Source organism: Nocardia arthritidis, assembly GCF_011801145.1.
Taxonomy (GTDB): domain Bacteria; phylum Actinomycetota; class Actinomycetes; order Mycobacteriales; family Mycobacteriaceae; genus Nocardia; species Nocardia arthritidis_A.
Genome location: NZ_CP046172.1, coordinates 510,491 through 532,189 on the forward strand (window position 1 = coordinate 510,491; position 21,699 = coordinate 532,189).

The following is a 21,699-nucleotide window of genomic DNA, read 5'->3' on the forward strand; positions in this document are numbered from 1 at the left end:
GTTCCCGACCGCGTCTTGGAATTTCTGGAATTCGAGGTATTCTTGCCTCGGGTAATCGGCCTAGTATGCGGGTCGCACGATTTCGAGAGGACGTTCATCTCATGGCAAAGAAGGTCACCGTTAGTCTGATCGACGATGTCGACGGTGAGTCCATCGCGGACGAGACCATCGAGTTTGCGATCGATGGTGTGTCGTACGAGATCGACCTGTCGTCGGCGAATGCTACGAAGTTGCGTGACGGTCTGGAGCAGTGGGTTTCGAGTGCGCGTCGGGTCAGTGGCCGGCGTCGGGTGAAGGCTGCGGCGGGGGCGACCACCAGCCCGAAGAGCCGGGTCTCGATCGATCGTGAACAAAGCGCGGCAATTCGTGAGTGGGCGCGCCGGAATGGGCACAAGGTGTCCGCGCGGGGCCGTATCTCCGCTGACATCACCGATGCCTACAACAAGGCCGCCAAGGGATAGTTTTCTTTTTAACCGCCGCTCGGGCTATTCGTGCGACGCCCGGGCGGCGGTTTGTTTGATAGAACTTCGATATAGCAGCAAGATCAAGAACCGATTCATACGGTTCCGCGTTACTCGATCTTGCTCGCGGTTCGCCGAAGCGGCACCATGGATACCGTGCGAAGGTCATTGGGGGCCGCCTCCTCGGCCCGACGCTCATGCCCCCGATGAGAGGCGAGGTAACGGCGCTGTGACTGGATTCGTCGGATCACTGTTGCGATTCAAGGACGACACCGGTCGGCAGCAGGAGTTCCTGCTCTCGCCGGATCGGCAACGCATCACCATCGGTCGCTCACCGCAAGCGGATCTGTCGATGCCGTGGGACGCCGAGGTATCCCGGTTGCACGCGGCGCTCGAATATCTCGGTGCGCACTGGACGATCATCGACGACGGCCTGTCTCGCAACGGCACTTTCGTCAACGGCGAGCGGCTGGCCGGTCGGCGACGGCTGATGGCGGGGGACAGTATTCGCGTCGGCACCTCGGTGGTGCATTTTCTCGACTACGGCGGCGTCGTGGACGACATCACCCGGGTTTCCAGCGGTTCCATTCCGACGCTGCGCTCATTGACCGAAACCCAGCGGTCCGTTCTCATCGCGCTGTGCCGCCCGTACAAACACGGCGCCGGATTCGCCTCCCCCGCCTCGAATCAGCAGATCGCCGATGAGCTGTTCCTCAGCGTCGACGCGATCAAGACGCATTTGCGCGCGCTGTTCACCAAGTTCGGGGTGGAGGATCTGCCACAGAATCAGAAGCGGGTGCGGTTGGCCGGGCTGGCCATGCAGAGCGGTCTGATTTCGGATCGGGATCTCTGAGACCCGCCACCGTGCGCATTGGACGATCGCTTAGCCGGTCGAGCGTTTCGACGATGGTTGCGGCGGGGTGGTTCGCGATGAACTTGGAGTCGTGAACGGAGCGATCGGGCTCCGCTCGATTCCCGGAGGAGCAATCGCGATGTCCGCAACCCGAATCGCCGCACTGGTTTTGGCCACCCTGGCCACCGGCTTGATCGCCGGTGTCTTCTACGCGTACGCCATCTCGGTGATGCCTGCGCTCGGCCGCACCGACGATCGCACGATCGTCGACGTGATGCAGAAGATCAACGTGGTGATCATCAACCCCTGGTTCATGCTCGGCTTCATCGGCACCATCGGTTTCACCGCACTGGCCGCCGCGCTGCATCTGGGCCGGGAGCAGCGCACCACCCTGGTGGTAATCGGAATCGCCTTGGTGCTCAACGTGATCGCGTTCGCCGTTACCTCCGGTCTGAACGTCCCGCTCAACGATCAGCTGATGGCGGCGGGGGATCCGGACCGGATCGCCGATCTGGCCAAGGTGCGCGCCGATTTCGAATCGTCCTGGGTGGCTTGGAATATCGTCCGCGCGATCCTGCACACGCTGGCCTTCCTGGTGTTGTGCGGTGCGCTGTTCCTGGCCGGTGTGCAACACGGTCGTTCCGAGCGCGTCGCGGCGCAGTCGGTCGCCACCGGGCCGGCGTTCGGTGCGCAGCAGAACTACACATCGCCGACCGGTCCGCAATATGGTGTGCCGCAGCAGAGTTCGCAGCAGCACCGGCCATAGAAATGTCATCGGCCCTCGCCGCACCACCGGCTCGGGTGGTGCGGCGCTTCGGCGTTTCAGGCCGGATGCGCCGACCAGACCGGGGATTCCGCCTCTTCGGGCGGTTTCGCTGGTATCGCGATGGCGCGGGCGAGTTCCCAATTCCGGGAGATGGCGGTGAGTTCCGCGATCTCCTCCGCCACGTCGTCCGCCGTCGAAAGCCGCGATTCCCGCCCGCCCGGCGGCGCGCCGCTCGCCTTCGCCGCGCAGGCGCGCACCAGCCGGATCGCGGTGGTCAGCGGCTGGTCCGGTGTGCTGGAAGACGTTGCGGCGTCCGATATTTCATAACGGGACAGGATCCGCAGGCAATCGCGGATCTCGACGACGGTGCGGTGCAACAGGTATCGGCTGTCACCCGGGTCGGCCGGACCGGCGTAGACGACCTCCGGGCAGGCCGCGGTGAGCGCCGTCCACAGCGGCAGCAGCCGTCGCCGCTGCCGCGACGCGTTGTCGAGGCCGAGATGTGCGGTCAACCGGTGCGCCGCCGGAATCGTCAGCAGTGTCGTCAGCAATGCGAGCTGATAGATCACGGTGTCGCGCTCCAGGCTCACCAGTAATCGTCCGGCGGCGATATGCCTGCCGTCTATCTGGAACGCGGCCGCGATGGCCGCGCTGACGATGCCCGCGAAATGCAGCACCACGAATCCGATGGCACTGCCTGCCAATACGAGCTCGCGGGCGTCGGTTCGGCTGCGCCACTCCGCGATACCGATCCGGATCAGCATCACATCCATCCACAACACGATCGGCAGCATGCTCAGCCGGTACCCGAATGCCGCCCAGCCGGTCGCGTCCGCGAGCGAAACCCCTTCGGGGACCATCCGTGTGCCGAAGGCCAGTCCGGCCGCTCCACAAGCCACGGCGACGCCGAATACGAGCGGCGGTGAATACGCCTGCCCCAGCACCTGACCGAATGCCAGTATCGTCAGCCCCGCCACCAATGCCATTTCGGCGGAAGACAGCTGGTAGAGCAGATTGGCCACGTGGCGCCCGCCGATCAGCGCGCCGATCCAGCGTTGAAAGGTCGGCTCGCGCAATGCGCTGCCGATGATGACCCCGGCCAGGCCGAGGTTGGCGTAGCGATCGAGCCGTGTCCGGTCGGCCCAGCGCAGCCGCAGCGCCAACAGCAGCAGCGCGCAGCCGATCAGTGACCCGGAAATCGCGGTGGGCCAAGAGGAGTGCATGCGTCAGCCGAATAACACTCGGCGCAGCGGTGAGCCCGGCGCGGTGTCGACCCGGGACATGATCAGCGAGGCGAACAGTTCGGCCTGGCGTTCGGCGGTCGTATCGTATGCGCCGCGGTGCAATACCTGCCGGACGGTCGCCGGATCGATGCCGGGAAACAGTGACGCCAAGGTCTGCGGCAGCGTTGTGCCGAGCGTCGCGGGGCGATTCGACGAGGGATGGTCGGGGTCCGTGAGATGGCCGAGCAGCAGATGCCCGACCTCGTGCAAGATGATGTGATCGGCGTGGTGCGCGGAACTGGTTGCGTCGTAGGCGATTATCACATCCTCGGCGCGCTCGATGACCAGTCCGCACGGCAGGCTCGCGGTGTACGCGGCGGGCAGCGGCCGTAGTCGGATCCGCTTGCCCATGGCCGCGGCCGCGCCACCGAGGAATTGTGTTCGATCCCAAGGGCGTGGCACGTCGAGCCGTTCGGCCAGTCGCCGCACCGGATCGGCGACGGGGTCGCTGCGGCGTCGGAAGATCATTGCGGGCCAACGCTTTCGATACGCGGGTGCGGCGGTTTCCGGTACTCGTCGCGGCCCCTCGGGCACCTGGGGCACCGTGCGGACATACCGGGGACGGTACCCGGCCTTTGTGCGTCTCCCAATAGCTCCCCGGTTTCGGTACCGCGGGCGGCTCGCGGCGGTACCTTTCTGAAACGCGTTCCAGTTTTGGGAGGGTTACATGCGGCGATTGCCGGGTTCCGCGCTGATATTCACTCTGCTCGCCCTGCTCTGGATCGGCGCCGCGGGCGCCGCGCGGGCCGAGCGATATCCCGTCGACTACAACTTCTTCGCCGGAATACCGGGCGAACTGCTGAATCACAATGGCTCGCTGCCCGGTTCGAACGACTGGGGCTGCCGCCCCAGCGCCGCGCACCCGAATCCGGTGGTGCTGGTGCACGGGACCGGCGGCGGCGCCCAGACGAACTGGGGCGTGTACGTACCCCTACTCGCCGATGAGGGGTATTGCGTCTACTCGCTCACCTACGGCGCGTACGACCTGCCGTGGCCGATATCCGCCATCGGCGGCATGCGTCCCATCGAGGAGAGCGGACCGGAACTCGCGGCGTTCGTCGACCGGGTGCTGGCCGCGACCGGCGCCCGGCGGGTCGACCTGGTCGGGCATTCGCAGGGGAATGTGGTGAGCAACTATTACATCAAGCGGCTGGGCGGCGCGGACAAGGTGGACAAGATGGTCGCGCTCGCACCGCCGTGGCTCGGCACCAATGTGGCGGGTTTCGGCGATATCGCGCAGTTCGGCAGGGCGCTCGGCGCCGGACCCGCCATCGACGCCATCGTGTCATCGCTCTGCCACGCCTGCGGTGAGGTGCTCCGGAGTGCGCCGTTCATGGACGCGCTGAATTCCGACGGCATCTACCAGCCGGAGGTCACGTACACCAACATCGCCACCGTGTACGACGAGGGCGTCGTCCCGTACACAGCGGGGCTGGTGCCCGCGCCCAACGCCACCGATATCGTGGTGCAAGACGGCTGCGCCCAGGACTATTCGGAACATGCGGGCATCGCGGGCAGCCCACGCGCCGCCGCATATGTCCTGAATGCGCTGGATCCTTCCCACCCGAGGGAGGCGCCATGCGAGTTCATCCCGCCGTTCACCGGCTGACCACCTTTCGCGTACAGCTGAAGTAGCGCCTCTCGTCGACCACCCGGCCACGCACGGAGCGAGTCTTACGAGCGACGTCCGTGGCCCGCGAGACTCCGACCCAATCTGTTCGCTCTAGGCAAAAACGCATCGGAAACGAAACCCGCAACGCTCACGTTATGAGTGAATGACCGTGCCGTCGCTGGTCACACATAGGGTGGACTGGAGGCGGCAAGAACCCCTGCCAACTAGAGTGGAGGCAGGGGGCCGCAACCCCCGGGCTTCATGGCAGGCTGACGCAACAGTCGAACTGAAGCGTCGGCCGCCAGAATGTCGGAGCAGGAGAGTGAGGGAGCGATGTTCGAGAGGTTCACCGACCGCGCGAGGCGTGTCGTTGTCCTGGCCCAGGAAGAGGCCCGGATGCTCAACCACAACTACATCGGTACCGAGCACATCCTGCTGGGGCTGATTCATGAGGGTGAGGGTGTCGCGGCCAAGTCGTTGGAGTCGCTCGGCATTTCGCTGGAGGGTGTCCGCAGCCAGGTGGAGGAGATCATCGGGCAGGGTCAGCAGGCCCCGTCCGGTCATATCCCGTTCACCCCGCGCGCCAAGAAGGTGCTGGAGCTGAGCCTGCGTGAGGCGTTGCAGCTGGGCCACAACTACATCGGCACCGAGCACATTCTGCTGGGCCTGATCCGTGAGGGTGAGGGTGTGGCGGCGCAGGTGCTGGTGAAGCTGGGTGCGGATCTGAATCGTGTGCGCCAGCAAGTCATTCAGCTGCTGTCCGGATATCAGGGCAAGGAGCCGGTCGAATCCGGCTCGCGCGGTGAGGCGGGCACCCCGTCCACCTCGCTGGTGCTCGACCAGTTCGGCCGCAACCTGACCCAGGCCGCGCTCGAGGGCAAGCTCGACCCGGTGATCGGCCGCTCGAAGGAGATCGAGCGGGTCATGCAGGTGCTCTCCCGCCGTACCAAGAACAACCCGGTGCTGATCGGTGAACCCGGTGTCGGTAAGACCGCCGTGGTGGAGGGCCTGGCCCAGCGCATCGTCAACGGTGAGGTGCCCGAGACGCTGAAGGACAAGCAGCTCTACACCCTGGATTTGGGTTCGCTGGTGGCGGGCAGCCGGTATCGCGGTGATTTCGAGGAGCGGCTGAAGAAGGTCCTCAAGGAGATCAACACCCGCGGCGACATCATCTTGTTCATCGACGAGCTGCACACGCTGGTGGGTGCGGGCGCGGCCGAGGGCGCGATCGACGCGGCCTCGATCCTGAAGCCGAAACTGGCCCGCGGCGAGCTGCAGACCATCGGCGCGACCACGCTGGATGAGTACCGCAAGTACATCGAGAAGGACGCCGCCCTGGAGCGGCGGTTCCAGCCGGTGCAGGTCGGTGAACCGACGGTGGAGCACACCATCAATATCCTCAAGGGCCTGCGCGACCGCTACGAGGCGCATCACCGGGTGTCGATCACCGATGGCGCGCTGGTGGCTGCGGCGACGCTGGCCGACCGCTACATCAACGACCGGTTCCTGCCGGACAAGGCGATCGATTTGATCGACGAGGCGGGTGCGCGGATGCGGATCCGTCGCATGACCGCGCCGCCGGATTTGCGGGAGTTCGACGACAAGATCGCTGAGGCGCGTCGGGAGAAGGAGTCGGCGATCGACGCGCAGGACTTCGAGAAGGCTGCCCGGTTGCGGGATAAGGAAAAGCAGCTCGTCGCCAAGCGGGCCGAACGCGAAAAGCAGTGGCGCTCCGGGGATCTGGACGTGGTCGCGGAGGTCGACGACGAGCAGATCGCCGAGGTGCTGGCGAACTGGACCGGGATCCCGGTGTTCAAGCTGACCGAGGAGGAGACCACCCGGCTGCTGCGGATGGAGGATGAGCTGCACAAGCGGATCATCGGCCAGGAGGACGCGGTCAAGGCCGTGTCCAAGGCGATCCGCCGCACCCGCGCCGGGTTGAAGGATCCGAAGCGTCCGTCGGGGTCGTTCATCTTCGCCGGTCCCTCCGGTGTCGGGAAGACCGAGCTGTCCAAGGCCCTTGCCAACTTCCTGTTCGGCGACGACGACGCGCTCATCCAGATCGATATGGGCGAGTTCCACGACCGGTTCACCGCCTCCCGGCTGTTCGGTGCCCCTCCCGGATATGTGGGGTATGAGGAGGGCGGTCAGCTCACCGAGAAGGTGCGGCGCAAGCCGTTCTCGGTGGTGCTGTTCGACGAGATCGAAAAGGCGCATCAGGAGATCTACAACACCCTGCTGCAGGTGCTCGAGGACGGCCGCCTGACCGACGGTCAGGGCCGGACCGTGGACTTCAAGAACACGGTGCTGATCTTCACCTCGAACCTGGGCACCTCCGATATCTCCAAGGCCGTCGGCCTGGGCTTCACCCAGTCCAACAACGAGGGCTCCAACTACGAGCGGATGAAGCTGAAGGTCAACGACGAGCTGAAGAAACACTTCCGGCCCGAGTTCCTCAACCGCATCGACGACGTGATCGTGTTCCACCAGCTCACCAACGACCAAATCGTGGAAATGGTGGATCTGATGATCGGGCGCGTCGCCACCCAGCTGAAGAACAAGGACATGGCGATCGAGCTCACCCCCAACGCCAAGAACCTGCTCGCCAAACGTGGTTTCGACCCCGTGCTCGGCGCCCGGCCACTGCGGCGCACCATCCAACGCGAGATCGAAGACCAACTCTCGGAAAAGATCCTCTTCGGCGAAATCGGCGCAGGCCAAACCATCAAGGTCGACGTCGAAGGCTGGAACGGCGAGGGTGCGGGCGAGGACGCCAAGTTCACCTTCACCGGCAAGGCCAAGCTGACCAAGTCGGAGCCGGCCGAGGACAAGCCGGTCGCGGCGCTCGCCGGTGACGCTCCGGCGGCCGCCGGGGAGTAGATCCCAGCTAGCCGAAATCCCCTCTTCGCATGGCGGAGAGGGGATTTCGCTATTTTCAGCCAGTCGGCAATCGGCGGTCGGTCTGCCGGCGGGCGAACTCGGTGATCGCCGACGCGATCGCGTCGGGGGCCTCCAGCGGCAAGAGGTGGCCGGTGTCGCGAACGACCCGCATGGTGGCCTGGGGGATAAGCGGCAGCAGGTGCGTCGCGAGCGTCGCGGGCGGTTCGACGCCGTCGTATTCGCCCGCCAGAACCGTTACGGGGACGTCGATTTGGGCCGCCTCGGTGCTGATATCGGCGGCGATGCCGTGCAGCGGCCAGGCGAGCCGGGCCGCCGGCGTCGCGGCGAGGCTGTCGGAAATCACCTGGGCGCGCTGGGTTTCGGTGAGCGGGCGGTGGGTCAGGGCGTAATCGATGGCCGCGGTGACCGTCTGCGCGCTGTCGTATGCGCGCGAAAGTGCCTGCTGCGCTTCGGGAGTCACGCTCGCGGGACGGGGCGGGCCGGGTGCGATGAGCACCGCGCCGGCTAGTCCGGCGGGGCGGCGGGCGGCCACGAGTTGGGCGACCTTGCCGCCCATCGAATGGCCGACCAGGATGTAGTCGCTGAGCTCGAGTTCGGCTATGACGCGCAGGACATCCTCGGCGAGCTGGGTGAGGTCGTACGGGCCGGGCAGTTGACGGGACGCGCCCCACCCGCGGTGGTCGAAGGTCACCGTGCCGATCTCCGGCGACAGCCGTTCGATCACCGGAGTGAAGGTGCGGTGCGAACCACCCCAGTAGTGCAGTAGTATCGCCGTAATACCTTGCCCCGCAGTGATATTCACCGGAAGAACGCCACCGTCGACCGGTATCGGCCGTATTGTCTGTTCGCGCATCGGATATTCCTTTCCTCGTCATCGACGTTAGGTGGCCTGGCCGGGCGCGACGAGGTAAGTTTCCGGTTCGCCATGGTGAAAAACGGACAAGCGGGTTCGATACGCAATCTGCGCTACCAGCCTGAACACAGTGGTGCCGCCGGGGTAGAGGTGCTGAGCTTCGCCGAATTGCGCGGTATGCCAGCGGGTGCTGTGGTACCGCAATTGCAGCGGGCCGACTTTCACGTGCTCGGGATCGTGACGGCGGGTCGAGGTGCGGTAGCAGTAGATTTCGACCGGCATCCCATAGGTGCGGGCGTCGCGGTGTGGATCCGGCCCGGCTGGCTGCACCGCTGGGACGATATCGCCGACTGCCAGGGCGTCATCGTGCTGTTCCGGCCGGAGTTGGCACCGCAGGACGTGCCGGTCGCCGGGCCGCTCGGACCCGTTCGCTGGGTGTTGGGCAACGATGCCGGACTGGTCCGGGCCGCCGCCGAACATCTGCGGCGGGAATTCGGCGCGCCACCCGGCCCGGTCAGTGGGCCGATCCTGCGTAATCTGCTAGAGGTGCTGTTGCTCCGCATCGGCGAGTCGGCTCCCGAAATACCAACTGTCGATGGAGTTTTCGCCGACTTCGCGGTGGAAGTCGAGAAATTCCACCGGCAGACGCGTGAATTGGCTTGGTATGCGGAACGTTTGGGTTACGCACCGCGAACCGTCACACGGGCGACCCAACGCGCCGTCGGTACCGGCGCCAAGCAGTACATCGACGATCGGGTGGTATTGGAGGCCAAACGGCTGCTGGCACATGCCGGTATCACGGTCGCCGAGTGCGCACGCCGGGTCGGGTTCGACGATGCGGCCAACTTCGCGAAGTTCTTCACCGCTCGGGCGGGGTGTACGCCCGGCGCCTTTGCCGCCGGGTTCCGTTGATGGGCGGTCGGGCGCGGACCTTCCGGGTGATCGGTGCGTTGGGTGAGGGGTTGCGCCGCTACGACGCACTTGATCGCCCGAGATAGGCGCTGGGCAAGTTGGCATGCGGCAATGGCGGTTTCGCACCAAGGTGGACGCTGTACCCTCCATCCTCGCGCATGGTGACGCGGTGTCGGGGGCTGTCGCACCCCGGGTGTGAACCGAGCACACGATGTACGGGGTGTTCGATTCACACGGAGGGTTCGGCCACCTCTCTTTTATCTTTGAACACGTAGATAACCGACGGGAGTGCGCGACCCTGGATTCGTGCCTACGCGGGACCAGCGCCACCGGTGGTGCCCAACCGCCACACCGCTGACCGACGTACCACGTACCTATCTTGGGCGATCAAGTACGTCGTAGCGGCGCAACCAAATACTCAACGCGCCGATTACTCTCCGACTGATGTCACCGGAAGTGGTCGAGGATCGGAGCGAAGGCGGGGGATAGTTCGGCGGGGACGAGGAGTTCGTCGATGGCGTATTTGTCTCGGTGGAATTCGAGGATTTCGATGGCGTCGGCCGGGTCCGACGGGAGTAGGCCCACCGCGCCCGCGGCGCGTAATCCGGCCGGGGTGTGGCCGAAGCGGTTGGCCGTCCAGTACGGCAGTTGGTCGCCGATGCCCACCAGTTGGCGGGTGAAGCGGATGTCGCGGTCGGTGTGGTCGCGGGCGATGCGGACCATATCGGCCAGGTTCTGTTCGGTGGCCTCGGGACCGGCGGCCAACATGATCCGGTCGGCGACGGTCGCGGCCGCGGCCAGCATTTTCGGGCCGCTCGCCGCGATGACGACCGGTGGCGGCGGCTCGACCGACGCACGTACCGCGGCCACCGTCTCGATCAGCAATGTCCGGCGCTCGGCGGCGGTACCCCAAGGGCGGCCCAGCTTTTCGGTCTCGGCGGCGGCATCCGGTCGGCCGACGCCGATGCCCAATTCGAAGCGGCCGGACGAAAGTAGTTGCAGGGCAGCCACTTCGCGTACGGTGCCAGCGACATTGCGGAAAGGCGCCGCAAGAACATTGGGCCGCAATCGAATAGCGGTGGTCGCCGCTGCGGCCGCGGCGAGGCAGGGCAGCGGCGACGGGGTGTGCAGGGTGTCGGGCAGCAGAATGGTGTGATAGCCCTGGTGTTCGGCCGCCCGGGTATCGCGCACCCATTCGGGGCCGGAACGCGGGACGATGACGATGCCGAATCGCATGCTCATGGAAATGCCTTTCGATTCCGTGCGGCCGCTCAGCCCTTCACCGGTCCGCGCTTTTCCCGCAGCACCGTGAGGCGGCTGCGGTATTCGTCCTCGCTGATCTCGCCGCGTGCGAAAGCCGTTCGCAGCGCGCCGATTCCGCTTGTCCGCCGGTAGAAGCGGCGGCGCAGCACGACGGCGAGGACGATGAAGGTGGTCCAGAACAGCAGCGGGAAGATCCAGAAATAGGGCCAGGGATGCCAGCCGGTCTGGTCGGCAAGGTAGGTGGCATGGTCGAAAATGTTCATATCTCAACCCTGCCCGCGGCGGCCGAGGCGGACATCGGCCGCGCGTCGTCGTCTCGCCTACGTCCGGACGCGTACGTTTTCCGGGGGTACGGTGGATGAGGTCAACAATCGACCGGGGGTGCGTATGACAAATCCAGACCAGACATTGATCGCCATTCTGCTCGACCGATCCGGTTCGATGCAGGAGATCAAATCCGATACCGAGGGCGGTTTCGCCGCATATATCGAACAGCAGCGCGGCGAGCCGAAAACCATCGCGGTGACGCTCGCCCAATTCGACACCGAATACGAGCTGGTATACGCGAATCGCCCGATCGCGGACGTGCCGCCGCTGAATCTACAACCGCGCGGCATGACGGCGCTGTACGACGCGGTCGGCAAGCTGATCACCGATGTTGGCGCCGAACTCGCCGGCCGTCCGGAGCATGAGCGCCCCGGCACCGTCATCGTCGTCGTGCTCACCGACGGTCACGAGAATTCCAGCCGGGAATGGACGCACGAGGCGGTGCGCAAGCTGATCGAACAGCAGGAGCGGGACTACAACTGGACCTTCCTGTTCCTCGGCGCGAATATGGACGCGGTCGCCATCGGCTCCCGAATGGGTTTCGCCCCCGGGCAGTCGATCACGTATGCCGCCGCGCCGAGCGGGGTACGCGCGGCATTTCGCGCCGCCTCGGCGTATTCGTCCCGCGCGCAGTCCGCGCCCGCGGGTGCGCCGCGCCCGGTGTTCACCGAAGCCGAACGGCGCGAAGCGAATCCGGACGCCTGAGGTTATTGCCAGCCCGGCCGCACCAGCCCGGATTCATAGGCCATGACCACCAGCTGCGTGCGGTCACGGGCGTTCAACTTCATCAGGATGCGGCTGACATGGGTGCGAGCGGTAGCCGGGCTCATATAGAGCCGTTCGCCGATTTCCGCATTGGTGAGGCCCTCGGCGACGAGGGTCATCACCTCGCGCTCGCGGTCGGTGAGCTCCGAAAAGGCCGCGGGCGGCGGCTGTTTGGCGTGTGCGGAGAATTCCGCGATCAGCCTGCGGGTGACGCCGGGGGACAGCAGCGCGTCACCGGCGGCGACCACCCGGACGGCCCGCAGCAGGTCCGCGGGTTCGGTGTGTTTGACCAGGAATCCCGTTGCGCCCGAACGCATTGCCTCGAAGACGTACTCGTCCAGTTCGAAGGTGGTCAGCACGACGACCTTCACCGCGGACAGGCGCGAATCCTCGGCGATCATCCTGGTCGCGGCCAGCCCGTCCAGGATCGGCATGCGAATGTCCATCAGCACCACGTCGGGGGTGAGTTTGCGGGTGAGCCGCACGGCCTGCTCGCCGTTGTCGGCCTCGCCGATCACCTCGATATCGTCCTGGGCGTCGAGCAGCGCGACGAATCCGCCGCGCACCAGGGCCTGGTCGTCGGCGACGAGCACTCGAATCGTCATCGCGTTCTCCCGTATTCCGTCGTCAGGTGGCCGAATCATCGTGCGGCGCGGTCGTATCGGCGATGGCCGTCGCCTGCGCCGGGGCCGGATTGCCGTTGCGCTTCGGGTCACCGGCGGGCAGCCGGGCCGCGACCCGGAATCCGCCGCTCGGGCGCGGTCCGGCGGTGAGCGCGCCGCCGAGTGCGTGTGTTCGCTCCCGCATGCCGATTATCCCGTTGCCGCCGCCCGCGCCGGTCCGCGTCTGGGTTTCGGTCGGCCGGGTGTTGTCGACGGTGATATCGACGGATTCGGCGCCGTAGCGCACCGTCACCGTCGCGGCCGCGCCCGGTGCGTGCCGCACCACATTGGTCAGCGATTCCTGGATGATCCGCGCCGCGGCTACATCGATGACGCTCGGCAATTTCCTCGGATCGCCGACCACGCGGGTGTTCACCACCAGCCCGGCCGCACGGGTGCGCTGCAAAAGCGTATCGAGGTCGTGGATGCTCGGCGCGGGAGCGAGCGGCGGGGCCGGGCGCACCGGCGGATCCGGATTCGCGGCGGGCGCCGAATCCCGTTCGGCCCCGGCGGATTCCCGCCCGAACAGACTGAAGACACGCGCGCCGCGCGGTTCCTCGTTTTCCGGAACCTGTTGCGGTGGTTCGGTTTCCACACCGGGCATGGCGGCGCCGGTGCGGATGGTCTGTAGCAGCGTGTGCACCTCGGCCAGCGCTTCCTTGCTCGCCGTCTTGATCGCGGCCAGCGCCGCGGCCGCCTGCTGCGGTTTGCGGTCGAACAGTTCGAGCGCCACCGACGATTGCACGTTGATCAGCGAAAGGCTGTGCGCCAGTACATCATGCAGCTCCCGCGCGATGGCCAGCCGCTCCTCGCTGGCCCGGCGTTCGCGCTGCGCCTCGGCATCGCGGCGCGCGGCCTCGGCCCGCTGCCTGCGCGCGACGACGACCGCCGTGCGCTGCCGCAGGCCCTCGGCGATCAGGATCAGCACCGTCAACCAGGCCAGCAGCGCGGAGACCAGCCCGGCATGCGCCGGATAGCCGAACAGTTTCGGCAGCGGCCACACCAGGCATAGGAAACCGAGCGGTACGAGCGGGTAACTCCACCAACGGGATCCGACGACGCCCGCGGTGAGGAACGAGACGACCAGGATCACGAACAGCGGACCGTATCCGTATCCGCCCATCAGGTAGGCCAGGCAGATACCGAAGGCGAAATACAGCACCGGCACCGGCTGCACGCGCCGCCACAGCAGCGAGGCCGGGCCGAGGATCAGCAGCAGGTAGCCGTACCAGTCCAGGTGGTGCACATGCGGCTGCCGGTTCGCGAAAGTGCCGCCCACCAGCACAAATACCGTGACTACCAGCGCAACACCCCAGTCCCGCGCGACCAAGTTACCCGTCAACCCTGGCACCTTCACAGATGCAGCCTATTGCGCCGGACCCGTTCATGGCGTCCGCCTGGCTACGTACGTCCGACATCGCGGTGAGACGGATGTGTCCGTCGGGTATTCGCCGGATTCTCGACACATGACAGATTCCATCGTGGTCACCACCGGGTTGACCAAACGCTACGGCGCGCACACCGCCGTCGACGCGGTGCATATGCGCGTCGCGGCGGGCGAGATCTACGGCTTCCTCGGGCCGAACGGGGCCGGTAAGACGACCACCTTGCGCATGCTGGCCGGTCTGATCCGGCCGAGCGCCGGCAAGGCGACGGTGCTCGGGCATATGCCGGGGGATCCGGCCGTGCTGCGGCGCGTCGGCGTACTCATCGAGGGGCCCGGCTTCTACCCCTACCTGTCCGGCCGGGACAACCTGCGGGTGCTGGCGAAATACCGCGGCCTCGGCGGTGCGGATGTCGAGGCCGCACTGTCGGCGGTGCGGTTGGCCGACCGCGCGGGTGATGCGTTCCGCACCTATTCGCTCGGCATGAAGCAGCGCCTCGGCGTCGGCGCGGCTCTGCTCGGCCGTCCCGATCTGCTCATCCTGGACGAACCGACCAACGGCCTCGACCCGGCGGGTATGGCCGAAATGCGGGAGCTGATAACGACTCTCGCTGCCGACGGTCACACGGTGCTGCTGTCCAGCCACATGCTCAGCGAGGTGCAGGAGATCTGCGACCGGGTCGGGGTGATCTCCAACGGCCGGTTGATCGCCGAATCGACGGTCAGCGAATTACGCGGCGCCGCTTCGCTACTGCTGCGCGCCGAACCACTCGAGGTCGCCTTTCCTGCCGTTCGTTCGGTGGTCGGAGACCATGCCGCGCTGTTGACCGCCAACGGAATTCGCATCGATGCGGGTACCGCCACCGCGCCGGCGGTGGCCAGGGCCGTCGTCGAGTCGGGCGCGGAGCTCTTCGAGCTGCGCATCGACGAAAAGTCCTTGGAAGAAGTGTTTTTCGAGATGACCCAATTGGAGGAAGCGAAATGAACGGGCGTGATCTGCTGGCCAGCACGCGGGCCGAACTGCTGCGGCTGCGGAAGTGGCCCGCGTTCTGGATCGTCCTCGGCGTCTGGGTGGTGTTGAACCTGGTGTTCGCCTACCTGTTCAACTACCTCGCCTACACCACGGGGCAATCCGGCCGGATGTCCAATGGTCTGCCGAAAGATCAACTGCTGCAACAGATGTTGCCCGCCGCGGTGCCCGAGATTTTCACCCAGGGCATGGCGATGTTCGGCGGTGCGCTGATGCTGGTGCTCGGCGCGCTCGTGGTCGGCAGCGGATTCGGTTGGGGCACTTGGAAAACCGTATTCACCCAGGGCCCGTCCCGCACCTCGGCCATCGGGGCGGTGGTATTGAGCCTCGCGCTGGTCGTCGTCGGGTTGGTCTGCGTGGTTTTCCTGGTCGACACCGGGGTGGCCGCGGTCATCGGCGCGAGCCAGGGGCAGTCGCTCGCGCTGCCCGCATTGCACCGGGCATTGCTCGGGATCGGCACCGGTATCGCGATTCTCGGGATGTGGACGCTGCTCGGCGGGTTGATCGGCGCGATCGCCCGCGGGCCCGCCCTCGCGATCGGACTCGGCCTGGTCTGGGTGTTGGTGGTGGAGAACCTGCTGCGAGGGGTGGCAGGGATCTTCACGCCGATCAAATTCCTGACCGATCACCTGCCCGGCACGGCGGCCGGATCGCTGGCGGGCGCGATGCGCACCGTGTCCGGCCAGGGCACACCGGGTGTGCTGGATATTCTTTCGCGCACCGAATCATTGGTTGTGCTGGCGCTTTACGCGGCTGCATTCGTTATCGGCACCGTGGCACTGTTCCGGGTGCGGGATATGTCCTGAGCCAGGTTCGCTGGAAACCGTTGCCGCACACTGTGGCAACGGTTTCGCCGTATTCGGTCCGCGCTCGTCGGGAGTCGGGATGCATTGTCGCGCTAGCCCATTCAGTCACCGAGCACGGAACGGGCGATCCGGCCGAGAGCCGCGACGATCTGCTCCCGACTCAACCCCCGCGCCCGCTGCTGTTTGAAAACCTCCGCCGACAACGGCGCGAGCAGGGCGTCGACCATGGCATCCGGCTGCCGAATCCCACCGGCCACCAAGAGGCTTCGCACATGCGCGGCCCAGAATCCGTATGCCCCGGTCGCGAAGCGCGCCCCGCCGGTTTCCGCGCCGAGCACCAGATCCGCGTGCTCGCTCAGCAATTCGACCATGGCGGCGTAGAACGCGGCCAGGCGCTCGGCGGGTGATGCGCCGGGACCGAGCGGCGGCGCACCACCCATCAGCCGCTCCTGCAACGCGCGTTCGTGCTCGTCCAAGAGGGCGACCGCGATCGAATTCGTATCCGGATAGCGCCGGTACAGCGTGCCGCGCCCGACTCCGGCGGCCTTCGCGATGTCGTCCATCGTCACCGTGCGCGGATCCCGGGCGGCGAACAGTTCGGCTGCCGCCGCGAGCACCTTCGCCCGGTTGCGCGCCGCGTCCGCGCGCTCCGGTCGCCGGTTCGCGGGCAGGCCGGTGAGCAGGTCGGATCGGGATTCCATAGTCGCGACTCTAGCGCAGTTCGAAACAAGTGGACAAGATGTCCACTTGTGTTCTATCGTCGAGTTCGCGATCAAGTGGACGCAATGTCCGGTTAATGGAGGTCCTGTCCGATGAGCACGCTGCTGCACCTGGATGCCAGTGCCCGCCGCGAATCCATCAGCCGCGAGCTGAGCGCGGCCTTCGCCGCCGCCTGGCGCGCGGAAAATCCAAGCGGCACATATATTTACCGAGATGTAGCGGCCGATCCGGTGCCGTTCATAGGTCCGGGATGGACCGCGCTGTGCGATGCCGTGCTCGCGGCGGGACACACCGATCTCGCGAAACTTCCCGAGCTGGCCCGAACCCCGGAGCAGGCGGCGGCCTGGGCGATCGTCGAGCCATTGTTGGCAGAATTGCTGGCCGCCGATGTCATCCTGATCGGCACCCCGATGTACAACTACTCCATCCCGGCCAGCCTCAAGGCCTGGCTCGACCAGGTGACCTTTCCGCGAATGTCGTTGGGGCACCGGCGGTTCGTCGTCGCTTCCGCCCGCGGCGGCGCGTACACGCCCGGCGCGCCCAAGGCCGCCTTCGACTATCAGGAACGCTATCTGCGCGATTTCTTCGCCGGGCATTTCGCCGTGCACGACGCCGTTTTCGTGCACGCCGAACTGGCCAATTCGCGCACCGATCCGAATCTCGCGCAGCTGCGCGACAAGCACGACGAGTCCTACGCGCTCGCGCTGGAATCGGTGCGCGGACTTGCCAAGGAGTACTGAGATGAACTGGGTCATTCTCGGCATCGCAGGGCTGGTCGAGATCGTCTGGTCGCAGAGCATCAAGCCGACCGAGAACTTCACCCGCCCGCTGGCCACGGTTATCTGCTTCGCACTCGGCAGCCTCGCGGTCTACCTGCTCTCCAGGGCCATGCAGACCCTGCCGGTCGGCACCGCGTACGCGATCTTCACCGGTATCGGGGCCGTCGGCGCGATCGGGCTCGGCGTGATCGTCAACAAGGATCCGCTCGGCGCGGGCCGCCTGCTCGCGCTGTCGCTGATCCTCGGCGGCATCGTGCTCGCTCGGATCACCAATCCGGAATAGCCTGGTGCACAGCATCTTTCGATTCACCACGGGGTGATGAGCCGAACCTGCGCGCCAAGTCGGCCCGGCGCGGGTAGGTTCGTGCTGAATCGATCATCGGCGAAAGGACCGTGATGCCAACACGTACCGCGCGTACCGCCTGGACCGGCACCCTGCAGGAGGGCGGCGGCCAGGTCGAGCTGACCAGCTCCGGGGTCGGCAAGTACGACGTATCGTTCCCCAAGCGTGCCGCCGACAATGCCGACGGCACCACCAGCCCGGAGGAACTGATCGCCGCGGCGCATTCCTCCTGCTACGCGATGGCGCTCTCGGCGCAGATCGGCAATGCGGGCGGCACGCCGGAGAGCCTGGACGTGACCGCCGACGTGACGCTCGGCCCGGACCCGGCGGGCGGCTTCCGGATCAGCAAGATCAAATTGACCGTGCGCGGCAAGGCATCCGGCATCGATGCCGGAAAGTTCGCCGAGGCGGCCGAGGCGGCGAAGGCCGGCTGCCCGGTGAGCAAGGCGCTGGCCGGTGTCGACGATATCGAACTCGACGCGGCATTCGACGCCTGATTGCGCCGCACCTGTCCGGCCCACCGCGCGGTGGGCCGGACAGGTACTCGAAAAGCATTATTCGACAGGGCGTTTCGCCTCGATTGCGGCGAAATAGTCGTGGGCGTCCCCGCGGTACATGGCGGGGATCGCGATCAGCACCGCGACGATGTGGATGGTCCTGAGCAGCGCGACAAGCACTGAATCCGCGGTGATTCCACCGAACAACGCTCCGATATCGTTGGCGGACAACAGGTTCTGGATCGGCTCCACGATCAGTGAGGCCAGGCCGACCACGCCGATGCCGAAGGTCAGCGCGATCCGGGCCCACCGCGCGCCGTGCGTCATCCGCACGGCGACGAGGAAGACCACCAGATAGATCCCCAGCCGCACCGCGACACCTGCGGCCAGGCCCGGCCAGTCTGCCCCGGAGCGCATCACCTCCACCGCGATGTGCTCGATCATTTCGCCGATCCCGGCGGCCAGCGCCGCCATCAGGGCCAGAAAGGCGACCAATATCGAACGGGGCGGCGGCGGTTCGTCGGTGCGGCTGGCCGGGGCGAAGAAGGCTGTGTGCGGCATGACACCGACACTGCCGCCGGATTCCTCGCCCGAGATCGGTCCGCGGTAGCGATCCGATCTCGTACCGGAGTATCAGGCCTGCTTCGCGGCGACGTCCATGACGACCTCGAATTCCAGCAGCGATGCTCCGGTGGACACCGGCTTACGATCGCTGCCCGCATGCGCGGCCTTCGCGGGACCATCCCGCCATGCGGCGAAGGACTCTTCCGAATCCCACTGCGTGACAACGAAGTACCGGTTCTCCCCGGCGACCGGGCGGAGCAACTGGAAGCCGAGGAAGCCCGGCGAATTCTCCACCGCGTGCGCCCGGTGGGCGAACCGCTGCTCCAGCTCGGGGCCCGCGCCTTCGGGTACCTCGATCGCGTTGATCTTGACGACTGCCATGAGCTCGACAATACGACGCGAAAACGAACCCGGATCGCCGGGCTTGGCAGAATCGGCTCGGTGTTGCATGACGAAGGCGGAACCGGCGTGCCCATCCTGCTGCTGCACGGGCTGATGGGCAGCGCCCGAACCTGGCGTGATCAGCTCGGCTGGCTGCGCGGATACGGCCACGTGCACACCTTCGACGCGGCCGGGCACGGCAGGCCGGCGCCGGCGGAACTCACCACCGAGGCCTTCGTTGCCGATTTGGCAACGGCCACCGCGGCCATCGCCGAACCCATGGTGATCATCGGGCATTCGATGGGCGCGCTGCACGGATGGGTATTCGCGGCGCACCATCCGGAGCGGGTGCGCGCCCTGGTGATCGAGGACATCGCACCCGATTTCCGCGGCCGCACCGCCGCGGGCTGGGCGGCCATGATCGAGGCGTGGCCGCAACCCTTCCCCGATGACGCCGCGGTGCTGGCGCATTTCGGCCCGGTGGCGGGCCGCTATTTCCTGAATTCGTTCGAGCGCGGGCCGGATGGCTACCGGCTGCACGGTTCGGTGGCCACCTTCCGGGACATTTCGGAGGAGTGGGGCGGACGCGACTTCTGGTCCGAGTGGAAATCGCTGCGCGTTCCGGCGCTGCTGCTGGAGGGGGAGCACGGCATCACGCCGCCGGGTCAGATGCGGGAGATGGCGCGGGTGCATCCTGACGCCGAATACGTGTTCGTACCGGGCGCCGCGCATCTGGTGCACGATGACCGGCCCGAGCGGTACCGCGCCGAGGTCGAGCGGTTCCTCGGCCGCGTACTCGGCGGTTGACGAGCGCCGCTGGGTGAAGCCGGAAGGCTATGCGGGAGTAGGTTATTCGGCTCGACCAGCCTCGCCCGCGAGCGCGAACAGCCCATCGGCGGTCTGCTCGATCAACCCGTCGACGAGCAGCGAGTCCAGTGCCCGGTCGCGCTGGCCCGGATCGCGAGTCCAGGCCAGGTCCAAGCGGATTCGCTCGACCGGGCCGGTCGCCGCGCGCAGCACATCGAGCAGGCGGCCGCGCGCCTGACGGTCTGTTCCTTCGTATTTCTGTGTGCGCCTTGTGCTTTCGGTTACCGGACGACCGGCGGCGACCCAGGCGCAGCGGGGCAGTGGACAGCTCGTGCAATCGGGGGTGCGCGCGGTGCAGACCAGCGCGCCGAGCTCCATCAACGCGGCCGAAAACCTGGCCGCGCGGGAAACTGGTTGCGGCAGTAGCGCTTCGGTCTCCACGAGATCCCGGGCCGACGGATTTCCCGCATCGGCGCGCCCGTGCACGGCCCGCGCGACCACCCGGCGAACATTGGTGTCCACCACCGGAACTCGCTGACCGTAGGCGAAACAGGCGACGGCGCGGGCGGTGTACGCACCGATCCCGGGCAGCCCGAGCAGCACCTCGACATCGGCGGGCACCTCGTCGCCGTGCCGCTCGGCGAGCACCCGCGCGCACTCGTGCAACCGCAGCGCCCGGCGCGGATAGCCGAGTTTGCCCCAGGCGCGCAGCACCTCGCCCTGCGCGGACGCGGCCATCGCCGATGGCACCGGCCAGCGCGCCACCCACTCCCGCCACACCGGCTCCACCCGGACCACCGGAGTTTGCTGCAACATGATTTCGCTCATCAGGATCTGCCATGCCGTGACGCCTGGGCGGCGCCACGGCAGATCACGTGCGGTCGCGCCGTACCAGTCGAGCAGCGCATCCGCATCGATCGTCACGTTCACCGTCTCCTTCGTCTGCCTGCCAGCGACTGGTAGCCGACCCGTAACCGTTCGAACTCGCTGGTAACCCGATGGGCTGTGCACAATGGACGATATGTCGCAGTCCAATCCGATCTCGGCCTGGAAGTCCCTGAGGGAAGGCAACGAGCGCTTCGTCAGCGGTGCACTGCTGCATCCTAGTCAAGGCGCGGCCGACAGGGCGAAGCTCGTCAGCGGTCAATCCCCGTCCGCGGTGCTGTTCGGCTGCGGTGACTCCCGCGTCGCCGCCGAGCTGATCTTCGATCAGGGCCTCGGCGATATGTTCGTCGTGCGCACCGCGGGCCACGTGGTGGACAGTTCGGTGCTCGGCTCGATCGAATACGGCGTCCAGGTGCTCAACGTGCCGCTGATCGTGGTGCTCGGCCACGATAGCTGCGGCGCGGTCAAGGCGACGCTGGACGCGTTGGACGGCGGCGAGGTGCCCGGCGGGTTCATCCGCAGTGTCGTCGAGCGGGTGACGCCGTCGATCCTGGTCGGCAGGCGCGAGGGGCTTTCCACCGTCGACGAGCTGGAGGCCAGGCATGTCGTCGAGACCAGCAGGCTGCTCATGCAGCGGTCGATGATCATCTCGCAGCGGGTGGCCACCGGCGAATGCGCGATCGCCTGTGTCACTTACAAACTCGCCGAGGGCAAGGTCCAGCTGCACCGCGTTGTCGGCAATATCGGCGAACTCGCCTGAGCTGGACGGGATTTCCCCAGCGTGCGGGCCGCAATGTACCCGCAACGCCACGGTTTTCCTCCCCCGACACGCCGGGCCCCTGAGT

General features: G+C 66.5%; 25 protein-coding genes. 14 read left to right on the top strand and 11 right to left on the bottom strand.

Features of this window, described 5'->3' with window-relative positions; all coding sequences use genetic code 11:
* Positions 1 to 101: 101 nt before the first annotated feature.
* The 3 genes from F5544_RS02350 to F5544_RS02360 all read left to right on the top strand — a co-directional run bounded on the left by F5544_RS02350 (position 102) and on the right by F5544_RS02360 (position 2,080).
* Positions 102 to 461 (top strand): histone-like nucleoid-structuring protein Lsr2, encoded by a 360-nt coding sequence (locus F5544_RS02350; RefSeq protein WP_167471636.1) that lies wholly within the window; start codon positions 102 to 104, stop codon positions 459 to 461.
* Positions 462 to 690: 229 nt separating this feature from the next.
* Complete coding sequence (locus F5544_RS02355) at positions 691 to 1,314, top strand: FHA domain-containing protein (protein ID WP_167471637.1); 624 nt, start codon at positions 691 to 693, stop codon at positions 1,312 to 1,314.
* Positions 1,315 to 1,453: 139 nt separating this feature from the next.
* A complete protein-coding gene (locus tag F5544_RS02360; protein ID WP_167471638.1) occupies positions 1,454 to 2,080 on the top strand; it encodes a DUF1772 domain-containing protein in 627 nt (208 codons plus the stop codon).
* Positions 2,081 to 2,136: 56 nt separating this feature from the next.
* Here F5544_RS02360 and F5544_RS02365 read toward each other — a convergent pair whose 3' ends face one another.
* Together F5544_RS02365 and F5544_RS02370 are read right to left on the bottom strand one after the other, a co-directional pair.
* Positions 2,137 to 3,303: an MAB_1171c family putative transporter gene (locus F5544_RS02365; protein WP_167471639.1), complete on the bottom strand. Its 1,167-nt coding sequence runs from the start codon at positions 3,301 to 3,303 to the stop codon at positions 2,137 to 2,139.
* A 3-nt stretch (positions 3,304 to 3,306) separates the two neighbouring features.
* Positions 3,307 to 3,897: a hypothetical protein gene (locus tag F5544_RS02370; RefSeq protein ID WP_238847054.1), complete on the bottom strand. Its 591-nt coding sequence runs from the start codon at positions 3,895 to 3,897 to the stop codon at positions 3,307 to 3,309.
* A 133-nt stretch (positions 3,898 to 4,030) separates the two neighbouring features.
* On the opposite strand from F5544_RS02370, the gene F5544_RS02375 reads away from it, so the two are divergent.
* Positions 4,031 to 4,972: an esterase/lipase family protein gene (locus F5544_RS02375; RefSeq protein WP_167471640.1), complete on the top strand. Its 942-nt coding sequence runs from the start codon at positions 4,031 to 4,033 to the stop codon at positions 4,970 to 4,972.
* Positions 4,973 to 5,308: 336 nt separating this feature from the next.
* Positions 5,309 to 7,855, top strand: a complete 2,547-nt coding sequence (locus F5544_RS02380) for an ATP-dependent Clp protease ATP-binding subunit (protein WP_167471641.1) — start codon at positions 5,309 to 5,311, stop codon at positions 7,853 to 7,855.
* 55 nt (positions 7,856 to 7,910) lie between these two features.
* On the opposite strand, the gene F5544_RS02385 is transcribed toward F5544_RS02380, so the two are convergent.
* Positions 7,911 to 8,729, bottom strand: a complete 819-nt coding sequence (locus F5544_RS02385; RefSeq protein ID WP_167471642.1) for an alpha/beta fold hydrolase — start codon at positions 8,727 to 8,729, stop codon at positions 7,911 to 7,913.
* Between the two features lie 72 nt (positions 8,730 to 8,801).
* On the opposite strand from F5544_RS02385, the gene F5544_RS02390 reads away from it, so the two are divergent.
* Complete coding sequence (locus F5544_RS02390) at positions 8,802 to 9,641, top strand: helix-turn-helix domain-containing protein (protein ID WP_167471643.1); 840 nt, start codon at positions 8,802 to 8,804, stop codon at positions 9,639 to 9,641.
* Between the two features lie 447 nt (positions 9,642 to 10,088).
* Here F5544_RS02390 and F5544_RS02395 read toward each other — a convergent pair whose 3' ends face one another.
* Together F5544_RS02395 and F5544_RS02400 are read right to left on the bottom strand one after the other, a co-directional pair.
* Positions 10,089 to 10,883 (bottom strand): LLM class flavin-dependent oxidoreductase, encoded by a 795-nt coding sequence (locus F5544_RS02395; protein ID WP_238847055.1) that lies wholly within the window; start codon positions 10,881 to 10,883, stop codon positions 10,089 to 10,091.
* Between the two features lie 29 nt (positions 10,884 to 10,912).
* Positions 10,913 to 11,167: a hypothetical protein gene (locus F5544_RS02400; RefSeq protein WP_167471644.1), complete on the bottom strand. Its 255-nt coding sequence runs from the start codon at positions 11,165 to 11,167 to the stop codon at positions 10,913 to 10,915.
* Positions 11,168 to 11,291: 124 nt separating this feature from the next.
* On the opposite strand from F5544_RS02400, the gene F5544_RS02405 reads away from it, so the two are divergent.
* Positions 11,292 to 11,936 (top strand): vWA domain-containing protein, encoded by a 645-nt coding sequence (locus tag F5544_RS02405; RefSeq protein WP_174867250.1) that lies wholly within the window; start codon positions 11,292 to 11,294, stop codon positions 11,934 to 11,936.
* Positions 11,937 to 11,938: 2 nt separating this feature from the next.
* On the opposite strand, the gene F5544_RS02410 is transcribed toward F5544_RS02405, so the two are convergent.
* Positions 11,939 to 12,601, bottom strand: coding sequence for a response regulator transcription factor (locus F5544_RS02410; RefSeq protein WP_167471645.1), 663 nt, complete (start codon positions 12,599 to 12,601; stop codon positions 11,939 to 11,941).
* Between the two features lie 22 nt (positions 12,602 to 12,623).
* Positions 12,624 to 14,009, bottom strand: coding sequence for a histidine kinase (locus F5544_RS02415; protein WP_238847402.1), 1,386 nt, complete (start codon positions 14,007 to 14,009; stop codon positions 12,624 to 12,626).
* A gap of 115 nt (positions 14,010 to 14,124) precedes the next feature.
* Here F5544_RS02415 and F5544_RS02420 point away from each other — a divergent pair, with 115 nt between their 5' ends.
* On the top strand, positions 14,125 to 15,027 hold the full coding sequence (locus F5544_RS02420) for an ABC transporter ATP-binding protein (RefSeq protein ID WP_167471646.1): 903 nt from the start codon (positions 14,125 to 14,127) through the stop codon (positions 15,025 to 15,027).
* A complete protein-coding gene (locus tag F5544_RS02425; RefSeq protein WP_167471647.1) occupies positions 15,024 to 15,878 on the top strand; it encodes an ABC transporter permease subunit in 855 nt (284 codons plus the stop codon). The genes F5544_RS02420 and F5544_RS02425 overlap by 4 nt, the downstream gene beginning before the upstream one ends.
* Before the next feature lie 101 nt (positions 15,879 to 15,979).
* On the opposite strand, the gene F5544_RS02430 is transcribed toward F5544_RS02425, so the two are convergent.
* Positions 15,980 to 16,579, bottom strand: coding sequence for a TetR/AcrR family transcriptional regulator (locus F5544_RS02430; RefSeq protein ID WP_167471648.1), 600 nt, complete (start codon positions 16,577 to 16,579; stop codon positions 15,980 to 15,982).
* A gap of 111 nt (positions 16,580 to 16,690) precedes the next feature.
* On the opposite strand from F5544_RS02430, the gene F5544_RS02435 reads away from it, so the two are divergent.
* From F5544_RS02435 to F5544_RS02445, 3 genes are all read left to right on the top strand, one after another.
* On the top strand, positions 16,691 to 17,338 hold the full coding sequence (locus F5544_RS02435) for an FMN-dependent NADH-azoreductase (RefSeq protein WP_167471649.1): 648 nt from the start codon (positions 16,691 to 16,693) through the stop codon (positions 17,336 to 17,338).
* A 1-nt stretch (position 17,339) separates the two neighbouring features.
* Positions 17,340 to 17,660, top strand: coding sequence for a DMT family transporter (locus F5544_RS02440; protein ID WP_167471650.1), 321 nt, complete (start codon positions 17,340 to 17,342; stop codon positions 17,658 to 17,660).
* Between the two features lie 113 nt (positions 17,661 to 17,773).
* Positions 17,774 to 18,217, top strand: a complete 444-nt coding sequence (locus tag F5544_RS02445) for an OsmC family peroxiredoxin (protein WP_167471651.1) — start codon at positions 17,774 to 17,776, stop codon at positions 18,215 to 18,217.
* A 57-nt stretch (positions 18,218 to 18,274) separates the two neighbouring features.
* Here the strand turns inward: F5544_RS02445 and F5544_RS02450 are convergent, their stop codons facing one another.
* A complete protein-coding gene (locus tag F5544_RS02450) occupies positions 18,275 to 18,778 on the bottom strand; it encodes a hypothetical protein (RefSeq protein ID WP_167471652.1) in 504 nt (167 codons plus the stop codon).
* Between the two features lie 72 nt (positions 18,779 to 18,850).
* A complete protein-coding gene (gene mhuD / locus F5544_RS02455; RefSeq protein WP_167471653.1) occupies positions 18,851 to 19,162 on the bottom strand; it encodes a mycobilin-forming heme oxygenase MhuD in 312 nt (103 codons plus the stop codon).
* A 60-nt stretch (positions 19,163 to 19,222) separates the two neighbouring features.
* Between mhuD and F5544_RS02460 the strand changes: the two genes are divergently transcribed.
* Complete coding sequence (locus tag F5544_RS02460) at positions 19,223 to 19,969, top strand: alpha/beta fold hydrolase (RefSeq protein ID WP_167471654.1); 747 nt, start codon at positions 19,223 to 19,225, stop codon at positions 19,967 to 19,969.
* A gap of 42 nt (positions 19,970 to 20,011) precedes the next feature.
* Here F5544_RS02460 and F5544_RS02465 read toward each other — a convergent pair whose 3' ends face one another.
* Positions 20,012 to 20,893, bottom strand: coding sequence for an A/G-specific adenine glycosylase (locus F5544_RS02465; protein WP_167478938.1), 882 nt, complete (start codon positions 20,891 to 20,893; stop codon positions 20,012 to 20,014).
* 97 nt (positions 20,894 to 20,990) lie between these two features.
* On the opposite strand from F5544_RS02465, the gene F5544_RS02470 reads away from it, so the two are divergent.
* The gene (locus tag F5544_RS02470) at positions 20,991 to 21,614 is read left to right on the top strand and encodes a carbonic anhydrase (protein WP_167471655.1); all 624 of its coding nucleotides are present in this window, start codon (positions 20,991 to 20,993) and stop codon (positions 21,612 to 21,614) included.
* Positions 21,615 to 21,699 lie beyond the last annotated feature (85 nt).